General features: G+C 65.8%; 23 protein-coding genes. 5 read left to right on the top strand and 18 right to left on the bottom strand.

Annotated features, from left to right (window positions below; all coding sequences use genetic code 11):
* Positions 1–19 precede the first annotated feature (19 nt).
* The 3 genes from AC0KWY_RS12300 (at position 20) to AC0KWY_RS12290 (ending at position 2044) form a co-directional block, all read left to right on the top strand.
* Complete coding sequence (locus tag AC0KWY_RS12300) at positions 20–622, top strand: c-type cytochrome (RefSeq protein WP_474025784.1); 603 nt, start codon at positions 20–22, stop codon at positions 620–622.
* A 76-nt stretch (positions 623–698) separates the two neighbouring features.
* Positions 699–1661, top strand: coding sequence for a recombination-associated protein RdgC (locus AC0KWY_RS12295; protein ID WP_474025783.1), 963 nt, complete (start codon positions 699–701; stop codon positions 1659–1661).
* Positions 1658–2044, top strand: coding sequence for a YchJ family protein (locus AC0KWY_RS12290; protein ID WP_474029725.1), 387 nt, complete (start codon positions 1658–1660; stop codon positions 2042–2044). Before AC0KWY_RS12295 ends, AC0KWY_RS12290 begins: the two co-directional genes overlap by 4 nt.
* Before the next feature lie 63 nt (positions 2045–2107).
* Here the strand turns inward: AC0KWY_RS12290 and AC0KWY_RS12285 are convergent, their stop codons facing one another.
* The 12 genes from AC0KWY_RS12285 to AC0KWY_RS12230 form a co-directional block, all read right to left on the bottom strand.
* Positions 2108–3262: an iron-containing alcohol dehydrogenase gene (locus AC0KWY_RS12285; RefSeq protein WP_474025782.1), complete on the bottom strand. Its 1155-nt coding sequence runs from the start codon at positions 3260–3262 to the stop codon at positions 2108–2110.
* A 57-nt stretch (positions 3263–3319) separates the two neighbouring features.
* Positions 3320–4318 (bottom strand): LLM class flavin-dependent oxidoreductase, encoded by a 999-nt coding sequence (locus tag AC0KWY_RS12280; protein WP_474025781.1) that lies wholly within the window; start codon positions 4316–4318, stop codon positions 3320–3322.
* Positions 4315–5244: a DMT family transporter gene (locus AC0KWY_RS12275; RefSeq protein WP_474025780.1), complete on the bottom strand. Its 930-nt coding sequence runs from the start codon at positions 5242–5244 to the stop codon at positions 4315–4317. Before AC0KWY_RS12275 ends, AC0KWY_RS12280 begins: the two co-directional genes overlap by 4 nt.
* A 63-nt stretch (positions 5245–5307) precedes the next feature.
* Positions 5308–6384, bottom strand: a complete 1077-nt coding sequence (locus tag AC0KWY_RS12270; protein WP_474025779.1) for an alkene reductase — start codon at positions 6382–6384, stop codon at positions 5308–5310.
* A gap of 95 nt (positions 6385–6479) precedes the next feature.
* Complete coding sequence (locus AC0KWY_RS12265; protein WP_474025778.1) at positions 6480–7061, bottom strand: TetR/AcrR family transcriptional regulator; 582 nt, start codon at positions 7059–7061, stop codon at positions 6480–6482.
* 642 nt (positions 7062–7703) lie between these two features.
* Positions 7704–8582, bottom strand: a complete 879-nt coding sequence (locus AC0KWY_RS12260; protein ID WP_474025777.1) for a hypothetical protein — start codon at positions 8580–8582, stop codon at positions 7704–7706.
* 680 nt (positions 8583–9262) lie between these two features.
* Positions 9263–9946 (bottom strand): DUF2894 domain-containing protein, encoded by a 684-nt coding sequence (locus tag AC0KWY_RS12255; protein ID WP_474025776.1) that lies wholly within the window; start codon positions 9944–9946, stop codon positions 9263–9265.
* A complete protein-coding gene (locus AC0KWY_RS12250; protein WP_474025775.1) occupies positions 9939–10583 on the bottom strand; it encodes an OmpA family protein in 645 nt (214 codons plus the stop codon). The genes AC0KWY_RS12255 and AC0KWY_RS12250 overlap by 8 nt, the downstream gene beginning before the upstream one ends.
* Positions 10584–10585: 2 nt before the next feature.
* Complete coding sequence (locus AC0KWY_RS12245; protein ID WP_474025774.1) at positions 10586–13063, bottom strand: DUF802 domain-containing protein; 2478 nt, start codon at positions 13061–13063, stop codon at positions 10586–10588.
* Complete coding sequence (locus AC0KWY_RS12240) at positions 13060–13830, bottom strand: DUF3348 domain-containing protein (RefSeq protein ID WP_474025773.1); 771 nt, start codon at positions 13828–13830, stop codon at positions 13060–13062. The genes AC0KWY_RS12245 and AC0KWY_RS12240 overlap by 4 nt, the downstream gene beginning before the upstream one ends.
* 146 nt (positions 13831–13976) lie before the next feature.
* A complete protein-coding gene (locus AC0KWY_RS12235) occupies positions 13977–15083 on the bottom strand; it encodes a methyltransferase (protein ID WP_474025772.1) in 1107 nt (368 codons plus the stop codon).
* Positions 15080–15739, bottom strand: coding sequence for a TetR/AcrR family transcriptional regulator (locus tag AC0KWY_RS12230; protein WP_474025771.1), 660 nt, complete (start codon positions 15737–15739; stop codon positions 15080–15082). The genes AC0KWY_RS12235 and AC0KWY_RS12230 overlap by 4 nt, the downstream gene beginning before the upstream one ends.
* A 147-nt stretch (positions 15740–15886) precedes the next feature.
* On the opposite strand from AC0KWY_RS12230, the gene AC0KWY_RS12225 reads away from it, so the two are divergent.
* Both AC0KWY_RS12225 and AC0KWY_RS12220 read left to right on the top strand, forming a co-directional pair.
* A complete protein-coding gene (locus AC0KWY_RS12225; RefSeq protein WP_474025770.1) occupies positions 15887–16297 on the top strand; it encodes a YidB family protein in 411 nt (136 codons plus the stop codon).
* A 96-nt stretch (positions 16298–16393) separates the two neighbouring features.
* A complete protein-coding gene (locus AC0KWY_RS12220; RefSeq protein ID WP_474025769.1) occupies positions 16394–16777 on the top strand; it encodes a VOC family protein in 384 nt (127 codons plus the stop codon).
* Here the strand turns inward: AC0KWY_RS12220 and AC0KWY_RS12215 are convergent.
* The 6 genes from AC0KWY_RS12215 to rph form a co-directional block, all read right to left on the bottom strand.
* Complete coding sequence (locus AC0KWY_RS12215; protein WP_474025768.1) at positions 16774–17451, bottom strand: helix-turn-helix transcriptional regulator; 678 nt, start codon at positions 17449–17451, stop codon at positions 16774–16776. The two genes, AC0KWY_RS12220 and AC0KWY_RS12215, sit on opposite strands and share 4 nt — an antisense overlap.
* Positions 17441–18667 (bottom strand): radical SAM family heme chaperone HemW, encoded by a 1227-nt coding sequence (hemW, locus tag AC0KWY_RS12210; protein ID WP_474025767.1) that lies wholly within the window; start codon positions 18665–18667, stop codon positions 17441–17443. Before hemW ends, AC0KWY_RS12215 begins: the two co-directional genes overlap by 11 nt.
* A 5-nt stretch (positions 18668–18672) precedes the next feature.
* On the bottom strand, positions 18673–19782 hold the full coding sequence (locus tag AC0KWY_RS12205; RefSeq protein ID WP_474025766.1) for a Fic family protein: 1110 nt from the start codon (positions 19780–19782) through the stop codon (positions 18673–18675).
* Positions 19783–19932: 150 nt separating this feature from the next.
* Positions 19933–20973 (bottom strand): PDDEXK nuclease domain-containing protein, encoded by a 1041-nt coding sequence (locus AC0KWY_RS12200; protein WP_474025765.1) that lies wholly within the window; start codon positions 20971–20973, stop codon positions 19933–19935.
* A 76-nt stretch (positions 20974–21049) separates the two neighbouring features.
* The gene (gene rdgB / locus AC0KWY_RS12195; RefSeq protein WP_474025764.1) at positions 21050–21646 is read right to left on the bottom strand and encodes an RdgB/HAM1 family non-canonical purine NTP pyrophosphatase; all 597 of its coding nucleotides are present in this window, start codon (positions 21644–21646) and stop codon (positions 21050–21052) included.
* Positions 21643–22359: a ribonuclease PH gene (gene rph / locus AC0KWY_RS12190; RefSeq protein WP_474025763.1), complete on the bottom strand. Its 717-nt coding sequence runs from the start codon at positions 22357–22359 to the stop codon at positions 21643–21645. The genes rdgB and rph overlap by 4 nt, the downstream gene beginning before the upstream one ends.
* Positions 22360–22363 lie beyond the last annotated feature (4 nt).

Here is a 22363-nt window from a genome sequence, read left to right as displayed (position 1 = left end):
CCAAGAAGGAGGAGTTGCCATGAAATACCCGAATATCCTTGCAGTTGCATTGCTGACTTCACTGGGCGCGCTGCCGGCGCAGGCTGCCGAGCGTACCGGCAAGGAAGTGGTCGACGGCGTTTGCGCGGCTTGCCACGCCAAGGGAGAAAACGGCGCGCCGCGCCTCAACGACCGTGCCGAATGGAGCCGGCGCGCGTCCAAGGGCCTGGGCCAGCTGACCGCCAACGCGATCAGTGGCGTGCGCAACATGCCGGCACACGGCGGGCAGGCGCAGCTCAGCGACATCGAGATGAGCCGCGCGGTGGCCTACATGGTCAGCGGCGGCAATGCCGCCGATCCGGGCAAGGCCTATGCGGCGCCGCAACGCCGTACCGGCGAGCAGATCGTTGTCGAGCGCTGCCAGACCTGCCATGCCGACGGCAAGAACGGTTCGCCCCGTCTCGGCGTCATGGCCGAATGGCAGGAGCGCCTGAAGAAGGGCACGCCGGCGCTGGTCAAGTCGGCCATCAACGGCCATAACTCCATGCCGGCACGCGGCGGCATGGACAACCTGAGCGATGTCGAAATGCGCAGTGCCGTCGAATTCATGATCGCCAAGCTGGGCCACAACGCCAAGAAATAAGCGTTGCGCCTGCCGGGGGATTTCCCCATCCAGACCGCGCCATCGCCATGGCGCGGTTTTCATTGCCTAGACCGATATGTGGTTCAAAAACCTGCTGTTGTACCGTTTGCCCGCGCCGTGGGCGATTGACCTGGCCAAGCTCGAAGAGCAACTGGCGCGCGGTGAATTCACCCGCTGCCCGTCCAACCAGCCGATGTCGCGTGGCTGGGTGTCGCCGCGCAAGGACGGCGCGCTGATCTACGCCAACAACCGCCAGTGGCTGATCGCGCTGGCCGTCGAACAGCGCCTGCTGCCGTCGTCGGTGGTCAATGAAACGGCGCAGGAACGCGCCGAGCAGATCGCCGACCAGCAGGGCTACCCGCCCGGCCGCAAGCAGATGAAGGAAATCAAGGAGCGCGTCACCGAGGAACTGATGCCGCGCGCTTTCACCCGCAAGCGCACGAGCTTCGTCTGGATCGATCCGACCAACGGCTGGTTCGTCGTCGATGCCGGCAGCCCGGCCAAGGCCGAGGAAGTCATCGAACACCTGCGCCACTGTCTCGACGAGTTGCCGCTGAAGGCGCTGCACACGCAACTTTCGCCGCAATCGGCGATGGCCGACTGGCTGGCCGGCGGCGACGCGCCGGCCGGTTTCACCGTCGACCGCGACTGCGAGCTGAAATCGGTCGCCGAAGAAAAGGCGGCGGTGCGCTACGTCCGTCATCCGCTGGGCGACGAAGTCGGTGCCGAGATCAAGGCCCACCTCGCCGCCGGCAAGCTGCCGACGCGCCTGGCGCTGACCTGGGACGAGCGGATCAGCTTCGTCCTCACCGAGAAGCTGGAAATCAAGCGGCTGGCCTTCCTCGACATCCTCAAGGAAGAAGCCGAGAAAAGCGCCGAACGTGCCGACGAGCAGTTCGACGCCGATTTCGCGCTGATGACCGGCGAACTGGTGCGCTTCCTGCCGCAACTGATCGAAGCCCTGGGCGGCGAACAGGTCGAAGCCGAGACGCCCGCTGCGGCCCCGGCCGCCGCCGGCACCCCGCCGTGGGAAGCCTGAAGCCCGCCGATACCTGTCCCTGCGGCAGCGGCAAGCCTTACGCCGCCTGCTGCGGGCCGCTGCACGCCGGCGAAAAACCGGCGCCGACGGCCGAAGCGCTGATGCGCTCGCGCTACGCCGCCTACGTCCTCAAGCTCGAAGACTACCTGCAGGCGACCTGGCACGCGTCAACGCGGCCGAGCGAACTCGACCTCGCCGCCGACGACAGCAAATGGCTGGGCCTGGAAGTACGCGCTCACCTCACGCAGGACGAGACGCACGCGACGGTCGATTTCGTCGCCCGCTACCGCATCGCCGGGCGCGGCCACCGGCTGCACGAACTGAGCCGTTTCGTCCGCGAGGACGGGCGCTGGTACTACGTGGACGGCGAGTTCCTGGCCTGAGCCGCTGACGGTCGACGCGGCATTTTTGCCAAAAATGCCCGGTCGACCGTCAACGTCCCGATTTCAAGCGCAAGCCGCGCGCACGATCCTTTCCGTCTTCGCTTCGTCGATCCCGGCGTGGCCGCCGAGCGCCATCTTGCCGTGGGCGCGCAGGCCGGCGAGCACCCGGTCGGCGGCGTCGGCTTCGTTGATGCCGGCGTCGCGGAGGTGGAGCGGCATGTTGACGCTGCGGTAGAAGGCTTCCATGGCGGCGATGGCGTCTTCGGCGCTCGGCGCGTCGAGGCCGAAGACCTCGCGGCCGAATTGTTCCAGCTTTTCCCGCTTGTACTCGATCAGCTCGCGCAGCAGCGCCGGCTGGATGATCGCCAGCGTGCGGCCGTGGTCGATGCCCCACAGCGCGGTCAGTTCGACGGCGATGCGGTGCGTCGCCCAGTCCTGCGGCACGCCGACGCCGATGATTCCGCACCAGGCCTGGTTGGCGGCCCACATCAGGTTCTGTTGCCATTCCGGCTCGGCGTGCCGGTCGAAGGTCGCGGCCAGCCTGACCAGCGCCTTCATCACTGCCTCGGCATAGCCGTCCTGAACCAGCGCGCCGACCGGATAGGTCAGGTATTGCTCGCAGACATGGACAAAGGCATCGACGATGCCGTTTTCCAGCTGGCGCGGCGGCAGGCTGGTCATCACCAGCGGGTTGAGCACGGCGAACTGCGGGTGGGCCGGTGGGACGAAAAAGGCGCGCTTGTCCTGGGTGCGCGCGTCGGTTACGACAGCAGCAAAATTCGATTCCGAACCGGTGGCCGGCAGCGTCAGCACGACGCCGACCGGTAGCGCCTGCTGCGGCTGGTGCTTGCCGATCACGATGTCCCAGCCGTCGCCGTCGTAAAGCGCGGCGCAGGCGACGTACTTGGCGCCGTCGGCAACCGAACCGCCGCCAACGCCGAGGATGAAGCCGATTTTTTCGCGTCGGACCAGATCGACCGCCAGATTCAGCGTCGCCAGCGTCGGGTTGGCCTCGACGCCGCCGAACTCGACCAGGTCGCGCCCGGCCAGCGCAGCGCGGATGCCGTCGTAGACGCCGTTCTTCTTGATCGAGCCGCCGCCGTAGAGGAGCAGCACGCGCGCTTCGGCCGGCAGTAGCGCCGGCAACTGGGCGAAGCTGTCGGGGCCGAAGACGATGCGCGTCGGGTTGTGGTAATCGAATGCGAACAGGTGGCTCATGCTTGTCTCCGTTTTGGCTTCAGTTTTGCGGTCGACCGCAGGATAGGCGGAAAAATCTCAGGCGCAAGCGGCGGCGGCGATGTCGAGCGCGCGCAGGCGCAGCGCCGGGTCGAAGATGTCGCAGACCAGCATCAACTCGTCGGCCTGCGTCGCCTGGCGCAGCGCGCTCAGTCCTTCGCGCACGCGGTCCGGCCCGCCGATCACGGCGGCGCCGAGGAAATCGCCAATGCCGGCCTTTTCCTGCACCGACAGTCCGGCGAGGAAGCCGGCCACGGGCGGCGGCAGCGGCCGGCGGTCGCCGCGCAGGATGCCGAGCACGCGCTGGAAGATGCTGGTGGCGAGGAAATCGGCTTCGTCGTCGGTTTCGGCCGCGACCAGTGGCACGCCGACGATCACGTAGGGTTTGTTCAGCGTCGCCGACGGCCGGAAGTTGCCGCGATAGACGGCCAGCGCCTGATGCAGCAGGGCTGGCGCGAAGTGCGAGGCGAAGGCGTAGGGCAGGCCGCGCTCGGCGGCGAGGCGGGCGGAGAACAGGCTGGAGCCGAGCAGCCAGATCGGCACCTCGGTGCCGGCGCCGGGCACGGCGACCAGCGGCTGGCCGGGCTGCGCCGGGGCGAGCAGGCGCTGCAGTTCGGCGACGTCGCGCGGGAAATCGTCCTCGCGCTCGATGCGGTCGCGGCGCAGCGCGTGCATGGTCAGTCGGTCGGTGCCGGGGGCGCGGCCGAGGCCGAGGTCGATCCGCCCTGGATACAGTTCGGCGAGCGTGCCGAAGGCTTCGGCGACGACCAGCGGCGCGTGGTTGGGCAGCATGACGCCGCCGGAACCGACGCGGATCGTCTTCGTGGCGCCGGCCATGTGGCCGACCAGGACGGCGGTGGCCGAACTGGCGATACCCGGCATGTTGTGGTGCTCGGCCAGCCAGTAGCGGGCAAAGCCGAGCTTTTCGGCGTGGCGCGCGGCGTCGGTGGCGATCCGCAGCGCCTCGGCCACGCTGCCGCCCTGACGCACGGCAACCAGGTCGAGTAGCGACAGTTTCACATCGGCGAGCGGGTTCATGCCTTTTCCTCCTGTAGACGTTGTTGGATGGCAGCGACCGCCGGGCGCCGGCTGGCGATCCAGCCGAGCAGCGAGAGCAGCGCCAGGCCGCCGCCGATGAGCAGGATGCCGGCCACTTCGATGCTCTTGAACGCTTCGCCGAAGGTCAGGCGCGACGACAGGATGGCGACCACCGGCGTGCCCAGCACCGACAGGCTGGCTTCCCAGGCCGGTACGCGGTCGAGGATGTAGATCCACAGCCACCAGCAGAGCGCCGTGCTGAACACCGACATGAAGCCGAGGATGCCGGCGTAGCTCCAGGTCCAGTCGGTCGGCCGTTCCGGTACGAGCAGCGCCAGGATGACCAAGGGGATCGAGCCGAGCGCCATCTGCCACGCGGTCAATGTCAGCAGGTCCACCGGCTGGCGACCGCGCAGGCGCTTGACCAGAATGGTGCCGATTGCCCAGCAGATGGCCGCGACGATGCCGAGCGCCGGGCTCAACAGGCCGCCGTGCATCTCCCACGGTTCGATGATCAGCAGCAGGCCGATCAGCGTGCACGCGGCGGCGATCCACTGCGTGCCGCGCACCCGTTCGCCGAGGATCGGCCAGGCCAGCAGCAGCGTCCAGATCGGCATGGTGAAGATGAGCACCGCCGTCTTGCCCGGTCCGCCTTCGACCAGCGCCCAGGTCTGGAAGATCATGAAGCCGGCGACCTGGGTCAGCGCGATGCCCAGCGTCGCACCGGGGGCGGTCAGCGTCAGCTTGCGGCCGGTCAGGCGCAGCGCGATGAACAGCGCCACGGCGCTGCCGATGCAGCGCTCGGCGGCGAAGGCGAAGGGCGGCGAGTATTCCAGCCCGTGCTTGGCCAGCACCCAGGTGTAGCCCCAGATCGAAGAAAGGACGATCAGCGCCAGGATCGGGCGCCAGCGATCGGAGGAGGTCATGGTGTTCTCTGTCTGGCGCGGCGGCATCTGCGCACCGCCGCGCCCGGGGTTGGGCGTGGGCGTTTACGCCAGCGTCGGATAGTCGGTGTAACCCTCGGCCCCGCCGCCGTACAGCTTGTCGGCGCGCAGCTCGTTCCACGGTGCGCCTTCGCGCAGGCGGCGGACGAGGTCCGGGTTGGCGATGAAGCCGCGGCCGAAAGCGATCAGGTCGGCACCGCCGTCGGCGATCACCTGTTCGGCCAGCGCCTTGTCGTAGCCGTTGTTCACCAGCCACGGCCCCTTGAAGGCGCGGCGGGCGGCGGCGTAGTCGAAGCTGGCGGCCGGCGTGCGCGTGCCGCCGGTTTCGCCTTCGATGATGTGCAGGAAGGCCAGGCCGTAGCCGGCCAGCTTGTCGACGACGTAGCCGTAGAGCGCCTGCGGATTGCTGTCGAGCGGCGCGGTGAAGGTGGTCAGCGGGCTCAGGCGGATGCCGGTGCGGCCGGCGCCGATCTCGCCGACGATGGCCTCGACCACCTCGAACAACAGGCGGGCGCGGTTCTCGATGCTGCCGCCGTAGGGGCCGCTGCGGTCATTGACGCTGTCGCGCAGGAACTGCTCAAGCAGGTAGGTGTTGGCGGCGTGGATCTCGACGCCGTCAAAGCCGGCGGCGATGGCGTTGCGCGCCGCCAGTCGGTAATCATTGACCAGACCGGGCAACTCGTCGTCGCGCAAGGCGCGCGGCGCCGACACCGGCACGAAGCCGTCGCGGGTGAAGGTGCTGGCCTCGGCGGTGCGGGCGGTTGACGACACCGGCGCGGCGCCGTCCGGCAGCAGCGACACATGCGAAATGCGGCCGACGTGCCACAACTGCAGCACGATCTTGCCGCCCTCGGCATGCACGGCGTCGGTCACGGCGCGCCAGGCGGCAACCTGCTCGGCCGACCAGATACCCGGGGTGTCGAGGTAGCCCTGCGCCATCGGCGAAATCGGGCTGGCCTCGGCAATGATCAGGCCGGCGGTGGCGCGCTGGCGGTAATACTCGACGGTCAGCGGGCCGGGGCAGTTGCCGGCAACGGCGCGATTGCGCGTCAGCGGCGCCATCACGATACGGTTGGCGAGGGCGATGTCGCCGATCTGGATCGGGTCGAACAAAGTGGTCATGTCGATTCTCCTGAGGGTTGATTAGACCGGTCGTCTAGTTTCTTGCGTCAAAAAAGGGCCGTCGACGGACGGCCCGGAAATCAATCAGCGGTTGATCAGCAACTGAGCAACCGCCGGGTGAACTGCAGCGCATTCTCCAGCGGCTGCGCCTGCCGCTGCAGCTTGGCCAGCAGGCTGGCGCCCAGCCACAACTGGTACAGCGTCTGCGCCGTCGCGGCGGCATCGAGCGGCGGGATCGAACCGTCGGCCATGCCGGTTTCGAGCAGCCGGGCTATGCGGCTGACGATCTGCCCGGTGCCGTCGCGCAGCGTCTCGCGCATCGGATCGGACAAATCTGCCACCTCGCCGCCGAGCTTGACCACCAGGCACTGCTGCTCGGCGCACGCCGCCTGCTTGTCCAGCCAGCGCTGCCAGTAACACGCCAGCCGCTCCTGCGCAGTCAGCGCCTCGGCCGCGAACAGCGCATCGAGATCGGCCAGGTAACGCGCGAAGTAATCCTCCAGCAAGGCCTGCCCGTACTGCTCCTTGGACTCGAAGTAATGGTAGAACGACCCCTTGGGCACCCCGGCCGCGGTCAGAATCTCGTTCAACCCGACACTGGCAAAGCCCTTGCCGGCAATGATGCGCTGGCCGGTTTCAAGGACGTGCTGGCGGGTGTTGTCGTGACGGGTTTTCATGGGGTGGGATTGTGTACTGGATTAGACCAGTCGTCTAGTGGTTTGTAATGGGTGCGTACTCGATCAGGGCGGTCAAATTCGTGGGGCATCGGATATATAGCGTTGGGGGGCCAACTTACCGTTGCTACCGCATTCGGCCAGAAACGGAAATTCGTCATGTCAGGAGCGCCGTCACTTGAACGGCTGCGACGCCCTGAAACCTACCAGAAGGCCTGCGGAAGGACCTCGGGCCTGAACTGCCATTGAGGGCGGCGAGGATGTACTGGCGGTGTCGCGCAGGTTGTTGTCGTTGGAGTTTGGATCATCCGAATGGCCGCTTCCACCGAAGCCGAACTGGTGCTCTCGACCCTAAGGAGTCACTGGCCACAAATGAAAGCGGTCGTTCGCCGATTGGGCATGAAACGCAAGAGCGGTCTACGCTGCGCCGGAAATCGGTCCAGAAGGGTTCGGCTTCCGGGGCGCCAAGCTGCATGCCAAGCACCTCGCGACGGTCACGCTGTTTGCACCAATGGTGACCATTGCCGCGACCGAGACAATACGCCCGGCCTGACCTACCTTGAGGTAGTTCGCATGAAAAACTTGATTGCTCCCCTTTTTTGCTCGAGCGTGTTTAAGCGTCGAGAAAATTATCCAGGACGCCCATCATTGCGGCAACATTGGCAGGCTCACCGGGCCAAACGCCACAATGCGCTTGAACATCGCGCGCGCAACGTAACGTTCTTCGAGCTTCGGAAAGTCCGCCTTGAGCTTGTCGGCGCATTCGTTGTGTACTCGGCCAGAGATGTCCATGGGCGAGCGCTGACGGTCGTCGCCAACGAAGGTCGGATCGAACACACTGCTGCTTTCGATGGTGGCGAACAGGAACATCAGCTTGCCGTCTTTGACACGGAGGTCTTCCTTGAAGAGAGGCTTGAGCAAAGGTGCTTCATAGCTTATTTGATGGTTGACGACACCGCGCATGTTCTTAAACATCGCCTGCATCCGGCGCTGGGTATCATGCAGTTGTGGATTGCTTGTTTCTCCTGCCTTGGTGGTTTTGCCGGCTAGGTCTTCGAACGAATATTCGGTCTCGGGAATCCGTTCATCGGGCCTGAAGCTCAGCATGCAATGTACGGTGCGCGAACGGACGGAATTCAGTTCGGCCAGTCCCGGAAGCATGCCAAATGCTTCGGTCACGACATAGGCATTGATCTCGGCCTGGCCCCAATTGAGTGCGACGTCGAAGTTACGTTCCTTGGTAGCGAGCAGTGCATCGAGTTCATGCCCCTCGTCGATGAACACCAGCTTGGCCTTCCAATTGCGCTCGCCCGCGTAGCCCTCAAGCTTCTTGGCGATCTGCCCCAACAAAGCCGGCGGCAATGTCTTTTCGCCGACCACGCGGAATGCATTGTGATGTGTCGCCTCGTCGTACACCACCCGCACTTGATCGCGCTGCAATCCTTCGACGGCCAGATAGTCGAGTACCGTTTCCCGCAGCGCATTCCTGTCTTTGCTATCGGTTGCCGGCATATCAAGCGTCATGGTCGATTCGAGCTGGGTCGGAGGATCTCTGAACCAAGTGCACGATGCAAGCGTCGCGCAAACAAGCGCTCCAACGAGAAAATGGCGGGTTGAGTGAAGTCGCATGGTCAGAAAGTGGAGATGTACGGATCGAACGAATGAGGGAACGCTGGTACTAATTGATCGCTAGGAAGTTCCAAGTGCAAATCAATGCCCCTATCGGAGAATGCATCCCACACGTTGCTGTCGACAACCAGAGAAACTGGCATGGCGCTCATGATTGCTAACCGTTATTTAGGCGCAGAAGCGCCCGCGTTTTTGCCAATAATGCGGACACGATTGGATTACCCGTACGGTTATGAATGACATGGAGATTATCCGAAGCCGGTCTTCTTATCAATCAACAATCATACGGACATAGCCAACGTCCCCAATGTGGCGATTTCCTGAGGGACCGCTCCTGGCCGCTTGCTGCCAGCCGTCAACTGGTCAAAACCTCGATATCGTTTGGTCAGATGCAATGAGATTATGCGGTCAGCTCCGTCGAGATTCCGCAGTGAGGGACTGAACGGCGCTTATGCGGCGAACCGCTGCCTGTTCCGGGGCTGATCAACAACGCCAGGAAGGCATTGATGCCGAGCGTCGGCAGCGTGCGCCGTAAATTGTTGCGGTAATTGGCCGGGGCCAGGGGCAGGGTTCGATCAGCGACGCTTCGGGCTGCTCTTGGCCGCCCGCTTCGCCGGTGCTCCCTCGCTGGCGGCGGCTCGCGCCGGCGCTGGCTTGACCGGGGCCGCGTGTTCCAGCCAGATCAGCGCGTCGATGTAGGACATGAAACCGTGCAGATAATCCGGCGCGATGTCGCGCATGAGCTGCAGGCTGCGCAGCACGAGGTGCTGGGAATTCATCGGGCCGGCGTTTTCCGGGGCCTGGGCCAGGGTCTGCGTCAGTTGCTGCTCGGTGCTGAGCTTGGACCACTCGTCGCGGAAGTAGGCGACGGATTTGAGTTCCGGTGCTGGCGGGCGGCTAGCGCCAACCGAATCCTTTGCTCTGGGTCGCTGGTCGCCTGGCGTGCGTGCAGGAGTGTTGGCCAGTGGATTGGACTCTGGCTGAGCGTGGGCCTGCTGGCCGATGTAGGCGAGCAGCGTGGCGAGCGGGCTGACGCGGTCGCTCGGCACGCTCGCCGTTGGCGTCGGTGCCGGGCGGCTGAGCAGTTTGTCGGCGCCAGCGCCGAATTTGCCGGCGAGCACCTGGCGGATGCTGGCCGGCTGCGTCGCGGCGCGGCGGGCCAGGGCGTCGAGGTAGGCGAAGCGGACGGGATCGCGCTCGGCGGCGCCGCTGGCGCGCAGGGCATCGAGTCGGCGCTGAAGGTCTCCCCGGTCAGCCATTGGCGTCCTTGGCATTGGTCCGCGACTTGGGCACCGGCGCCATTTCGACGCGGCGGTTGCGGGCGCGGCCTTCGGCGTCGGCATTGTCGGCGACCGGCTGCTGCGAACCGAAGGCGGCGGCGAAAATGGACGACGAAGGCACGCCGTCCTCGATCAGCGTGCGGGTGACGGTCAGCGCGCGCTGAGCCGAGAGTTCCCAGTTGTCGGCGAAGCGGCTATTGCTGCCGCGCACCGGCATGTCGTCGGTGAAGCCGCTGACCATCAGCATCTGTTCGCTGGCGCCGAGGTAGGCGGCGATGGGCTGGGACAGGCTCTTCAACAGTTGCTTGCCTTCCGGCTGCAATTGGTCGGAATTGAGCGCAAAGAGCACGTTGCCGCTGATGCCGATCTTGCCGTTGTCGAGCGTCACGCGGCCGGAAGCGAGCGGGCCGGCCAGCGCCTTTTCCAGCGCCAGGCGGCGTTGCTCTTCCTGCTGGCGCTTCTGGATTTCGGCTTCGAGGCTGCTGACCAGTTCGAGCTGCACACCGAGCACGCCGACCAGGATCAGCACGAAGGCGCCGAGCAGCCCGGCCATGAGGTCGCCGAAGACCGCCCAGACCGGTGTGCCGTGGTTGACGCTGGCGTCGATGTCTTCCATGATCAGGCCTCGCTAGCAGCGACGCGCTGCAGGTCGTCGACCATCTTCTTCTGCGACAGGATGCTGAGGTCGATGATTTCGCGCGCCTGGGCGACGTAGTAGGCGAGTTGCTCGTCGCTGCGGGTCAGCGACTTGGCCAGGCCGTTTTCGATGCGTTGCAGGGCACCCATCATCTTGTCGTTCGATTCGGCGAACAGCTTGACCGCAGCGCCGAAGGCCTCGCCCAGGCTGGCCACTTCGAGCGCACCACCGGCGATGCCGCTGCCGACCTCGACCAGCTTGCCGGCTTCGCTTTCGACCCTGGCGGCGAACTGGCTGCCGGCGCGTTCGAGCAGTTCGGCCGAGGAGGCAACCAGCGCGTCGATGGCGCTGCGCTGCTCGGTCGAGGCGTGGTTGATGGCGTCGAGCAGGGCGCCCAGGGTTTCCATGATGCGGCTGCGCTCTTCGAGCAGGCTGTTGTCGCGCGCCATGCTGGCCGACAGTTCGTGGCGCAGCTGGCCGATGACCTCGGCCGCGGCCTTGGGCGCTTCGGCGGCGGTGTGCATCAGGCGGGTGACTTCGGCGATGGTCGTCTCGGCCTGGCGCTGGTGCGCGGCGACCAACTCACGGGCGGTGTCGCCGAGCGTGCGGGTGATCTGTTCCTGCTGCGCCAGTGTGGCGTCGCCGTGTTGCTGCCATTGCGCTTCGAGCTTGCCGGCCATGGCTGCGAGGGCATCGGCGAATTGGGACTGGCGGGACTGTTCACCGCTGGCCCAATCGCGCTGCCAGTCAGCCTGAGTGGCGCGCATGTCGGCGAGCAGGGCGGCGCTGCGCTGGGCGAAAGTGTCGGCGAGGCTGGTTTGGGTTTGCGCTAGCGCTTGGGTCAAGCGGTCGCTGGCCTGTTCGTGTTTGGCGAGGGCGCCGGTCCAGGTTTCCGCAACCGTTTGCACAGCGCCGTCGAAACGCCGGGCGATGCCGTCGAGCTGGCCGGCGACCTGCTCGCTGATTGCTGCCTGCTGCGCCTGCGTGGTCTGGGCGAAGGCGGCATGACTGGTGGCCAGTTCGCCCTTCAGCGCGGCGTGCGTACCGGCCACCGAGTCGAGCAAGGCTTGCGAGCGTTGGCCGAAGGTGTCGGCGAAGGCGCTCAGCGTCGTGTCCAGTTTCTCGCTCAGCGCATCGCTGGTGCTGGTGTGTTGGCCCAGCGCGGCTTGCCAGGTGTCGGCCACTTGGCTGACGGCCTGATCGAGGCGCGCAGTGACGCCGTCGAACTGGCTGGCCAGCGTGTCGGCCAGTTGTTGCTGATGGGCGGCGGTGGTCTCGGCCAGGGCCGCCTGTTGCTGCGCGGCGGCGGCCTGCAGCTTGGCCTGGGTGTGGTCGACCGAGGCGAGGAGCGCAGCGGCGCGTTGCTCGAAGGTCTCGGCGTAGGCGGTGAGCGTGGCTTGCAGTTGCTGGTGCTGGCTCTCGGTGGCCTGTTTGTGATGGGTCAGGGCCTGCGTCCAGGTCTCGCTGACGCTGCCGACGACTTGCGCAAATTGCCCGGTGATGCCGGCCAACTGCGTTTCGACGGTGCCGAACAGCTTGTCGTGCAGGCCGCGTGTCTCGTTGGCAATGCTCGTCATGGTGGCGGTGACGACCGGCTGGATGGTCTGCGCGGCGACCGTTGCGCTGTCCTTGAGGCTGGCTTTGAGCGACTGGTTGACGGATTGCGCCAGGTTGCCGTACAGCCCCCTGGCTTCGTCGTGGAAGCGCTGCTGACCGGCCAGCAGCTGCTCGCCGAGCAGGCGGTTGTGTTCAGCCATTTGGCCCATCATCGCGTCGAGCTTGCCGACCAGTTCGGGCAGCGCCTGGGCCTGCGCCTGCAGGGCCTTGAAGGTTTCCTGGCGCTGGTGGGTGAGCGAAAAGTCGCGCAGCACGCCGGCGATCCGGCTGTCGAGCAACTGGCCGACTTGCAGGCGTTCGCGTCGGCACAGCGCCGAGATCAGGCCGAGCATGGCCGAGGTGGCGACGCCGGCGACCGAGGTGCCGAAGGCGACGCCGAGGCCCTTGACCGGCGCGGCCAGCGCGGCGCGGATGGTGTGCAGATCTGTGGTGCTTTCCAGCGCCAGCACGGCGCCGTTCAGCGTGACCACCATGCCGAGGAAGGTGCCGAGCATGCCGAGCAGCACCAGCAGGCCAACCAGGTAGGGCGTGATGCCGGGGCCTGGCAAGGCGACGCGTTCGCCTTCGATGCGCAGGCGAACGGTGTTCTGCAAGGCGGCCGGCACCTGTTGCAGCCATTCGCCGAGGTGGCCGATGTCGTCCGGGATGTTGCGCAGCGCCGCGGCCAGCGCCGCCGTGTTGGCGTGGAAGCGCCGCATTTCCAGGGCGCCGGCGACATAGACCACGGCGATGATGCAGGAGACGGAGAAGGCCAGCGCGTGGCCGTCGAGGTAGCCGATGGCGACCCAGACGACGGCGAGCAGGCCGAGGGTGAAGGCGAAGAGACTGAGGTTGCGGTTCATCGGGGATTCGTTTCGTGGTTGGCGCTGCCCGGCGGGGCAGCCAGGGCGGCGATCAGCCCGGCGACGGGCTTCAGGCGCAGTTCCAGCTCGGCCAGCAGCACGGTCTGGGCATCCTGACAGAAGGCTTCGAGCCAGCTGCCCGGCTGTGCCCAGGCGGCGGTGTCGTCGACGCCGCCCTCGCCGAGCGTGGCGCGGTGGTCGGCGTAACGCTGCTGGAAGCGCTTGCTGAGCAGGATCGGGATGTTACCGAGCAGCGTGCGCTCGCGGGGCGCCAGCGACTGGTCGAAGGTGGCGTCGAGTTCGGCCAGTTGCCGACCGGCCGCCGAGCGAGCGGCCAGCGCCTTGCGGGCATGGGCGCGCAGGGCAGTGATGGCGGCGTTCATGTCGCGCTGGTGGGCGAGGTAATAGCGGTGGTAGGGCGAAAAGTCGGCGGCACTTTCCGGCGTCGCATTGGGCAGCGGCACCGGAAACGGAATGCGCGCCGGCGGCGCGTTGAAAACGCCGTCGGCCTTGATCGAATCGCTCAGATGGCGGCGCACGCGGGCCAGTTGCTCGGGGAGGTCGTCATTTGCCGAACACCCGGCCGCCCCGCCGCCGGCCCGGGGGGCAAGGGCCGAATACAGCGTTAACGCTTCGGAAACGTCCAGCCATTGCCCGAGCCGTTCGCCGAAATCGTAATTCAGCGCGGAGACTTCTGGCAGGGCGCCGGAGAGAACGCGGACGAGCGCTGAGCGGTTGAATGTGGCGTGCTGCAATAGACGCGCCATGATCATGTCCTGGATCGACAAAAAGGGGGCGCAAGGCTACTACAACTTTGCGCTGGGGTCAGCGGGATGGGTTCCCATGCTGTCAACTTCCGCACTGGGGCGGATGCCGCCTTTTACCGATCTCCGAGATTCTTCTGGGCGCCTGGTTATCGCAAAACCAAAATACTTCCCAGCGAACGGAGGTTGACGACTTCTTCGAGGGCCAGACCTCCGGCCTGAATGACCGACTTCCACTCGGTCAGCGTTCGTTCCCGTCCGCGACAGCCGACGAACATATGCATGTCGAAAGAGGCACTGGCGACGTCGGCGTTGGTTTCCGGGACGATCATTTCCAGGATTGCGACGCGTGCGCCGCTGTTGCCGATGGCTGCGCGTAGCGTCTGTAATGCCTGCACGCAGGTGGCGTCGTCGAAGCCGTGGAGTACCGCCGAAAGCAGGTAGATGTCTCTCGGCCCGGTCGCCGCCGGAATCGTTTCGAGCAGGTTGCCGGCCTGGAAGTGAAGGCGGTCGACGCCTTCCGTGGGGTGTTCTTGCCAGTGCCGTCGGGCTTCTTCCACGACCTGGGGGCGGTCCACGATCAGTGCGGATAGGCCGGGATGATGTTTCAGGATGGCCAGGGCTTTTGTGCCGCGCGAGCCGCCGATGTCGATGAGGCGCTCGAACCGGCCCCAGTCCAGGTCGGTGGCGAAGCCGTCGCCGGCCAGGGCTTCGACGCTGTCCATGGCGGCGGAGAATAGTTGGTCGAAATCGCCGTGGCGATCCAGGTAATCGAACAGATCTTCGCCATGACTGAGCGTGAATGGCGCCTTGCCGCTACGGATGCCGGCTTCAAGCTGCTCGCACCAGGGGCGGCTCATGGCCGCCGAGTTGTGCATCAGGATCATGGCGCGAACGCTTTGCGCATCGTCGCTGCTCAGGCAGCGGGAGAGCTTGTTGTTGCGGAAGACCATCGCTGCCGTTTCCTCGAAGACGCCGATGGCGGCGAGGAAGCGCAAAAGGCGCCCGAGGGCGTTGGCGTCGGCGCCAAGGCGGCTGGCCAGTTCGGCGGCGGGCAGGCTTTCCGTGCCTAGGACGGTGGCCACGTCCAGTTGCGCCGCGACGAAAAGCGCCCGCGATTGCCAGTAGGCCGAGCCGATCTGGACAAGCCGGAACGGTGCCGGCGTCAGCTTGTTGGGAATGTTCTGAAGCCAGGCGCCGAATTTCATGGCCTTGCCGAATCGGCGCACGGCGCCGGCGTTTTTCTGGAGTGTCATGCGCTTTCTCCGGGTGAATTGACCGTCGTCGGGGCCAGTCCGGCGGCGAACAGATGGCCGTTGAAGGCGGCCAGATTGTTCAGGAAAGCCTCGTCCATCGGGCGTTCCATCTGTTCCTCGAAGATGTCCTTAAGCAGCATCGGGGTCATCGCCAGGCTGACGAACGCCAGCCGCAGGATGTCGGGGTCGATGGCCGGGGCGACTTGCCCCTGGGCTTTCAGCTCGGCGACCTTGCGCGCGCCGCGAGTGCGGCCGCGTTCGAGCAGCTGATGAATGAAACGCCGACCCGGCCCGTGGCGCAGTGCCAGCACCTTGAGGATCAGTTTGGGAAATTCGGGACGGGCGTTCATCGTTCGGTAGTACAGGCCGAGGAATTCCGCGAACCCGGCGGTCGACGACAGTAGCGGCCCGTCGAGGACGTCAAGCAGCGGGCTCAGGGTCTCGCGGATCATTTCCTCGTACAGTCCTTCCTTGTTGCCGAAGTAATAGCGGATCATCGACACGTTGGCGCCGGCATGCTCGGCAATGCGCCGGGTGGTGACGTTGTGGTAGTCGTCGGCAAGGAAGCAGTCGAGCGCCGCCCCGATCAGTCGGCTTCGGAGCGGTTCGGCAGGATTGGGGTTTTCCATGGTCGGCAGGAATGGCTGGAATGACAATCAGGTTAACAGGGGCGGTGGCGCGGCCGCCAGGTATTCCGTCAATCAATTCCGGGGCCGTGATTGATCCGTCCGACATGACAATTTTTAACCCACCCCCCACCCTGCCCCGGTACGATGGGGTCTTTCCCCCCTCAGGAGCAAATCATGGGTCTTCTCGATCAGGTAGTCGGCGGTCTGGCCGCCAATGCACTCGGCGGCAAGGGTAACGGGCTGGCCGAGATGGCCATGCAGTTGGTCAATCAGTATCCGGGCGGCCTTGGCGGGCTGGTGCAGGCTTTCCAGCAGGGCGGGCTGGGCGAAATCGTCAATTCCTGGGTGTCGACCGGGCAGAATCTGCCGATCTCGGGGGATCAGCTGAGTTCGGTGCTCGGTGGCGACTTCCTCGGCAAGCTGGCCGGGCAGGCCGGAATGGCGCCGCAGGAGGTGTCGAGCGGGCTGGCCGATATCCTGCCCGGGCTGGTCGATCAACTGACGCCGAACGGCCAGTTGCCGCAGGGCGGCGACCTGCTCAGCCAGGGGCTGGGCATGCTGAAGAAGGGCGGGCTGTTCGGCTGAGGCCTTTTCGCCGGTAGCGCCTGTCGGTTTCGTTCAAGACGCGGGCTGCGGGCGCTGCGACAATGCCTACTCCATTCTTTTGCGGAGTACGGCAAGATGAAATTCGGCTACACCATCCTTTACGTCGACGACGTTCGCCGGACGCTCGACTTCTACGTTGCCGCCTTCGGGCTGAGCGTGCGCTTCCTGCATGAGAGCGGCGATTTCGGCGAGCTGGAGACGGGCGGCACGGCGCTCGCCTTTTCCTCGCGGGTGCTGATGCGCCAGCTGGGCAAGCAGCCGGCGGCGCCCGATAGCGGTGCACCCTGTTTCGAGATTGCTTTCGTCTGCGACGATGTCGCGGCGGCGGTCGACCGCGCGCTGGCGGCCGGGGCGCGCCTGGTGCAGGCGCCGGAGGCGATGCCCTGGGGGCAGACGGTGGCTTACGTGGCCGATCACGAGGGCTACCTCGTCGAACTGTGTACTGCGGTCGGCGGCTAGATCGCGGCGGTGGCGAAACCGCTGGCGCGGGCCAGCGACAGGAGTTGCGGCGAGCGCCGGAATTGCGCCGGCGAGGCAGCGAACCAGCGGCGGAAGGCGCGGTTCAGGTGGGCCTGGTCGGCGTAGCCGCAGAGGCCGGCGATGTCGGTTAGCGGCAGTTCGCTGTCGATGGCGACGGCGGCGCGGCGGACGCGCGCCAGTGCAATCCAGAAGCCGGCGGTTTGCCCGGTGTCGCGCCGGCACAGTCTTTCCAGCGTGCGTTCGCGGATGCCCAGGCTTTGCCGTGCGGCGGCCGGCGTGGCGACTTCGGCCAGGGTGGCGAGAATCTCCTGCGTTGCCGGGTCGCGGCGGGTGAAGTCGGCGAGCAGATTGCCGATTTCGCGGTACGCGTCGGGTGCCCGGGTGGCGACTGCAGCGAGCAGGCCGGTTGTGTCGATGCGGGTGCCGGGGTGCAGGCGAAAGCCCAGGTAACGGCTGCCGCCCGGGCTGGCGACCTGCTCGGTGGCGGTGGCCAAGGGGCTGACGAACCAGTGTGGCTGTTGCCCGGCGTCGATCCGGCAGATCAGGTCCTGGCAGCCGTCGGGCAGCACCGGCGACAGTTCCGCCGCCGCGACTTCGTGCTGCCAGGCGGCGAGGACGGTGTCGGGCAGGCGGCCGGCCGTTTCACTGGCCATCGTCGAGGAAGCGTTCCAGCAACACGTTGAGGAAGCGCCGGCCCTTGGCAGTCGGTGCGATCTTTTCCGGGCCGAGGTCGAGCAAGCCGTCGGCCTGCGCTGCCTTGAGCTGCGGCAGGATCGCGGTCAGCGGCCGCGAGGTGCGCAGTTCGAACAGGCTGGGGGCGAAGCCGTCGGCCAGGCGCAGCGCGTTCATCATGAATTCGAACGGTAGTTCGGCGGCGGCGACCTCGTGTTCTTCCTGGATAATCCGGCCGGCGCGGACGTGTTCCAGGTAGGCCTTGGGGTGCTTGTGGCGCATCTGGCGCAGCACGCGGTCGTGCAGCGTCAGCTTGGAATGGGCGCCGGCGCCGATGCCAAGGTAGTCGCCGAAATGCCAGTAATTGAGGTTGTGCAGGCACTGCCGGCCGGGCTGGGCGAAGGCCGAGGTCTCGTAGTTGGCGTAGCCGGCGGCGGCCAGCCGGGCTTCGATGGCTTCCTGCATGTCGGCGCACAGGTCGCCTTCGGGCAGGTCGGGCGGGAAGGCGGCAAAGTGCGTGTTCGGCTCCAGCGTCAGCTGGTAGCAGGAGAGGTGCGGCGGCGAAAATGACAGCGCGGTGTCGATGTCGGTGAGCGCTTGCTCCTGTGTTTGATAAGGCAGGCCGTACATCAGGTCGAGGTTGAAGCGCTCGAAGTGCTCGCCGGCCAGTTGCGCCGCGCGCCTGGCTTCGGCGCTGCCGTGGATGCGGCCGAGCGCCTTGAGGTGCTCGTCGTTGAAGCTCTGGATGCCGAGCGACAGCCGATTGACCCCGGCGGCGCGAAAGCCGGCGAACTTGCCGGCCTCGACCGTGCCGGGATTGGCTTCGAGCGTGATCTCGGCCTCCGGCGACAACATCGCCAGCGCCCGGAAGGCGCCGATCAGCTCGTCAATGGCGCCCGCCGACAGCAGGCTGGGCGTGCCGCCGCCAAAGAAAACCGTCTGCACCGGCCGCCCCCAGATCAGCGGCAGCGCCGACTGCAGGTCGGCGATCAGCGCAGCGACGTACTCGCGCTCGGGAATCTCGCCGCCGTTCTCGTGCGAGTTGAAGTCGCAATACGGACACTTGCGCACGCACCAGGGGATATGGACGTAGAGCGAGAGGACCGGGGATTTGCGGAATTCGAGCGGGTTTTCGGGGTTCTCTGCGGTCGACCGTGAGGTTTCGGCAAAAATCGGGATGGTGCGGGTTGGCGTCATGGGGTTCAGTCGGTTTCACCCTGGGAGAGCAGGTCGACCAGGGGAACGTTGATGAAATAGAGGTGCTTGCCCTGGCTGTGTTCGCGGACCAGGCCGGCGTCCGCCAGTTGGCGCAGGTAGCGGGCGGCGGTCTGGCGGGTGACGTTGAGGTCGCGTTGGACGAATTCGATGCGCGTGTACGGGTGGCGGAAGAGGTTGTTGAGCAGGTCCTGCGAGTACAGCTTGGGCAGTTCGCGGCGCATGCGTTGCTTGGTTTCCGCCATCAGGCTGCGCATGTCGCCGACCAGGCGGACGGCGCGCCGCGCGGTTTCGGCGACGCCCTGCAGCATGAAGCTGACCCAGGCCTGCCAGGCTTCGCCATTCGGCGTTTCGTCACGCACCGCTTGCAGCAGGCGGTAATAGTCGCCCTTGTTGCGGTTGATGTAGCGCGACAGGTAGAGCACCGGCGAGTCGAGCAGGCCGGCCTGGACCAGATGCAGCACGCAGAGGATCCGCCCGATGCGGCCGTTGCCGTCGCTGAACGGGTGGATGCTCTCGAACTGGTGATGGATCAGTGCCATCCTGACGATGGGGTCGAGATCGTCGCCCGGGTCGTCGTTGATGAAACGCTCCAGCGCCTGCATGTGGGCCTGCACGCTGCCGCCATCCTGCGGCGGGACGAAGACGGTTGCCCCGGTGCGCTCGTTCTTCAGCACCGTGCCGCCGCTGGTACGAAACGCCTCGCTGCTGTTCTTTAGCAACTGGAACATCGAAATCAGCGTGCCGTTGCCGAGGATGCCCTGCTGCTGGCGCATGCGTTCGTAACCGTGCATCAGCGCCTCGCGGTAGCGGGCGACTTCCTTGGCCGACGGCGAAATCCATTCGGCGATGTGAAGGTCGGCCTGGAACAGTTCGTCCTGCGTCGTTACGTAGCTTTCGACTTCCGAACTGGCCTTGGCTTCCTGCAGCGCCAGGGTGTTGATCAGGATCGCCTGGTTCGGGATGCTGGCCGCGCAGCCCTTGAGTTCCGCCAGGTGCCGATGCGCCGCGACCAGCGCCCGGAGCAGTTCCGGCGTCTGGAAATCGACGCCGGCCGGCGGCAGGTCTGGAATTTGATAGTGCGTTTGCAGACTCATGACGAGACTCTGAAATTCAGGTGGCGAAATAACACGAGCGATTTGTCGTGTTAAAAAAACGCTCTATTTTTAACACGACAGCGGGCTCATGTTAAAAAAAGTCGCGGAATCCTGTTGATCGGCTAGCGAACTTCTCGGGCAAGCGCTCAATCATGGCGCAAGTCGGGCCAGTTCTGCCTCGATCCGTTCAATACTCGGCAAGCTCGTCTGCAATTCCTCGGGCAGGGATTCCAGCAGCTTGTACTCGGCGATGCCCATCGGCTGGCCTTTGTCGCCCAGCGCATATTCGGCCACTAACTTGTTCTTGCTCTTGCACAGCAGCAGGCCGATGGTCGGGTTGTCCTGGGCGTGCCTGATCTGGCGATCGACGGCGGTCATGTAGAAGCCGAGTTGTCCCAGGTGTTCCGGCTTGAACTTGCCGCCTTTCAGTTCGATCACGACGTAGCAGCGCAACTTGAGGTGATAAAAGAGCAGGTCGATGAAGAATTCCTCACCGCCGACGTTCAGCAACACCTGCCGGCCGACGAAGGCAAAGCCGGCGCCCAGTTCGAGCAGGAAATCGGTGACGTGCTGCATCAGGGCGTTTTCGATGTCGCGTTCGTGTGCCGCCTCGGTCAGGCCGAGGAAGTCGAAACGGTAAGGGTCTTTCAGCGCTTCGCGGGCGAGGTCGGATTGCGCTGCGGGCAGGGTGTCGGGAAAGTTCGAGACGAGATTGCCGTTGCGCTCCAGTAGCCGAGCTTCAATCTGCATCGCCAGGACATTGCGCGACCAGTTGTGCTCGATGGCCTTGGCGGCGTACCAGCGGCGGGTTTCGGGGCCGGGGAGTTTGTCCAGAAGCACCAGGTTGTGCCCCCACGGCAATTGTGCAATAGCCTGTTGCACAATTACCTCGTCCGGCCAGGCCTCGGCAAAGGCGCGCATGTACTTGAGGTTGCGCGGCGAGAAGCCTTTCATGGCGGGGAAGGCCTGGCGCAAATCCTCGGCCAGGCGGTCGATGACCTTGGCGCCCCAGCCTTGTTCGCCTTGCCGGGCCAGGATGTCGCGGCCGATCTGCCAGTAGAGCAGCACCAGTTCGCGGTTGACCGCCAGCGTTGCGCGCTGCTGGGCCGTGTGGATGCGGGTTTTCAGGTCGGCCAGCCAGTCGGTGTAGCCGGCCGGCGGTTCAGTGAAGCGGATTGGGGGTTCGCTCATGGCTGAATTCCGGATGACATATGAATCAAGTCTGCTGGGCGACCAGCATACCGGAAACGGCGGGCGAGGTGAGTCGTCAGAGTTCCGGCAGCCGCTCGATCAGTTTCTGCATCGCCTGGCCGCGGTGCGAGAGCTTGTTTTTGACCGCCGGGTCGAGTTCGGCGGCGGTGCACGCGTAGGTGGGGACGTAGAACAGCGGGTCGTAGCCGAAGCCGTCGGCGCCTTGCGGGGCGGCGAGGATTTCGCCGGGCCATTCGCCTTCGGCGATGATCGGCTGCGGGTCGTCGGCGCTGCGCACGAGGACGAGGACGCAGACGAAGTGCGCCTTGCGTTCGGTCATCTGCGGGAAGGCGGCGAGGTCGGAAAGCAGCTTTTCGTTGTTGCGGGCGTCGGATTTCGGTTCGCCGGCATAGCGGGCAGAGATCACACCGGGGGCGCCGCCGAGGGCCTTGACGCACAGGCCGGAATCGTCGGCGAGCGCCGGCAGGCCACTGTGCTGCGCGGCGTGGCGGGCCTTGGCGAGGGCGTTTTCGACGAAGGTGCAGTGCGGTTCCTCGGCTTCCGGGATGCCAAGCTGGCCTTGCGGGATGACTTCGAAACCGAGCGGCGCGAGCAGCGCGTTCAGCTCCTTCATCTTCTTGGCGTTGTTCGAGGCGAGGACCAGCTTCTTCATGCGGCGAGCGCCTTTTGCTGCTCGGCGACCAGCTGGCGGATGCCCATCTGGGCGAGGTCCATCAGCACGTTCATCTGTTCGCGGCTGAACGGTTCGCCTTCGGCCGTGCCCTGGACTTCGACGATGCCGCCCTGGCCGGTCATGATGACGTTCATGTCGGTGTCGCAGTTGGAGTCTTCCGGGTAGTCGAGGTCGAGTACCGCGCTGCCCTCGAAGATGCCGACCGAGACGGCGGCGACGTGATCCTTGACCGGGTTGGCCGGCAGCTTGCCGGCCTGTACCAGCTTCTCGCAGGCTTCGTAGAGGGCGATCCAGGCGCCGGTGATCGAGGCGCAGCGGGTGCCGCCGTCGGCTTGCAGGACGTCGCAGTCGAGCGTGATCTGGCGTTCGCCGAGGGCCTTGAGGTCGGTCACGGCGCGCAGGCTGCGGCCGATCAGGCGCTGGATTTCCTGGGTGCGACCGGTCTGCTTGCCCTTGGCCGCCTCGCGCGCCGAACGGGTGTGCGTCGAGCGCGGCAGCATGCCGTATTCGGCGGTGACCCAGCCCTGGCCCTTGCCGCGCAGGAAGGGCGGCAGGCTTTCTTCGACGGAAGCGGTGCACAGCACGCGGGTGTCGCCCATTTCGATCAGCACCGAACCTTCGGCGTGGCGGGTGAAGTTGCGGGTGATGCGGACGGCACGGAGCTGGTCCGGCTGGCGCTGGCTGGGACGCATGGGG

This window comes from Azonexus sp. MM2026_4 (genome assembly GCF_055901855.1).
This window is presented reverse-complemented; position numbering and strand designations above follow the sequence as displayed.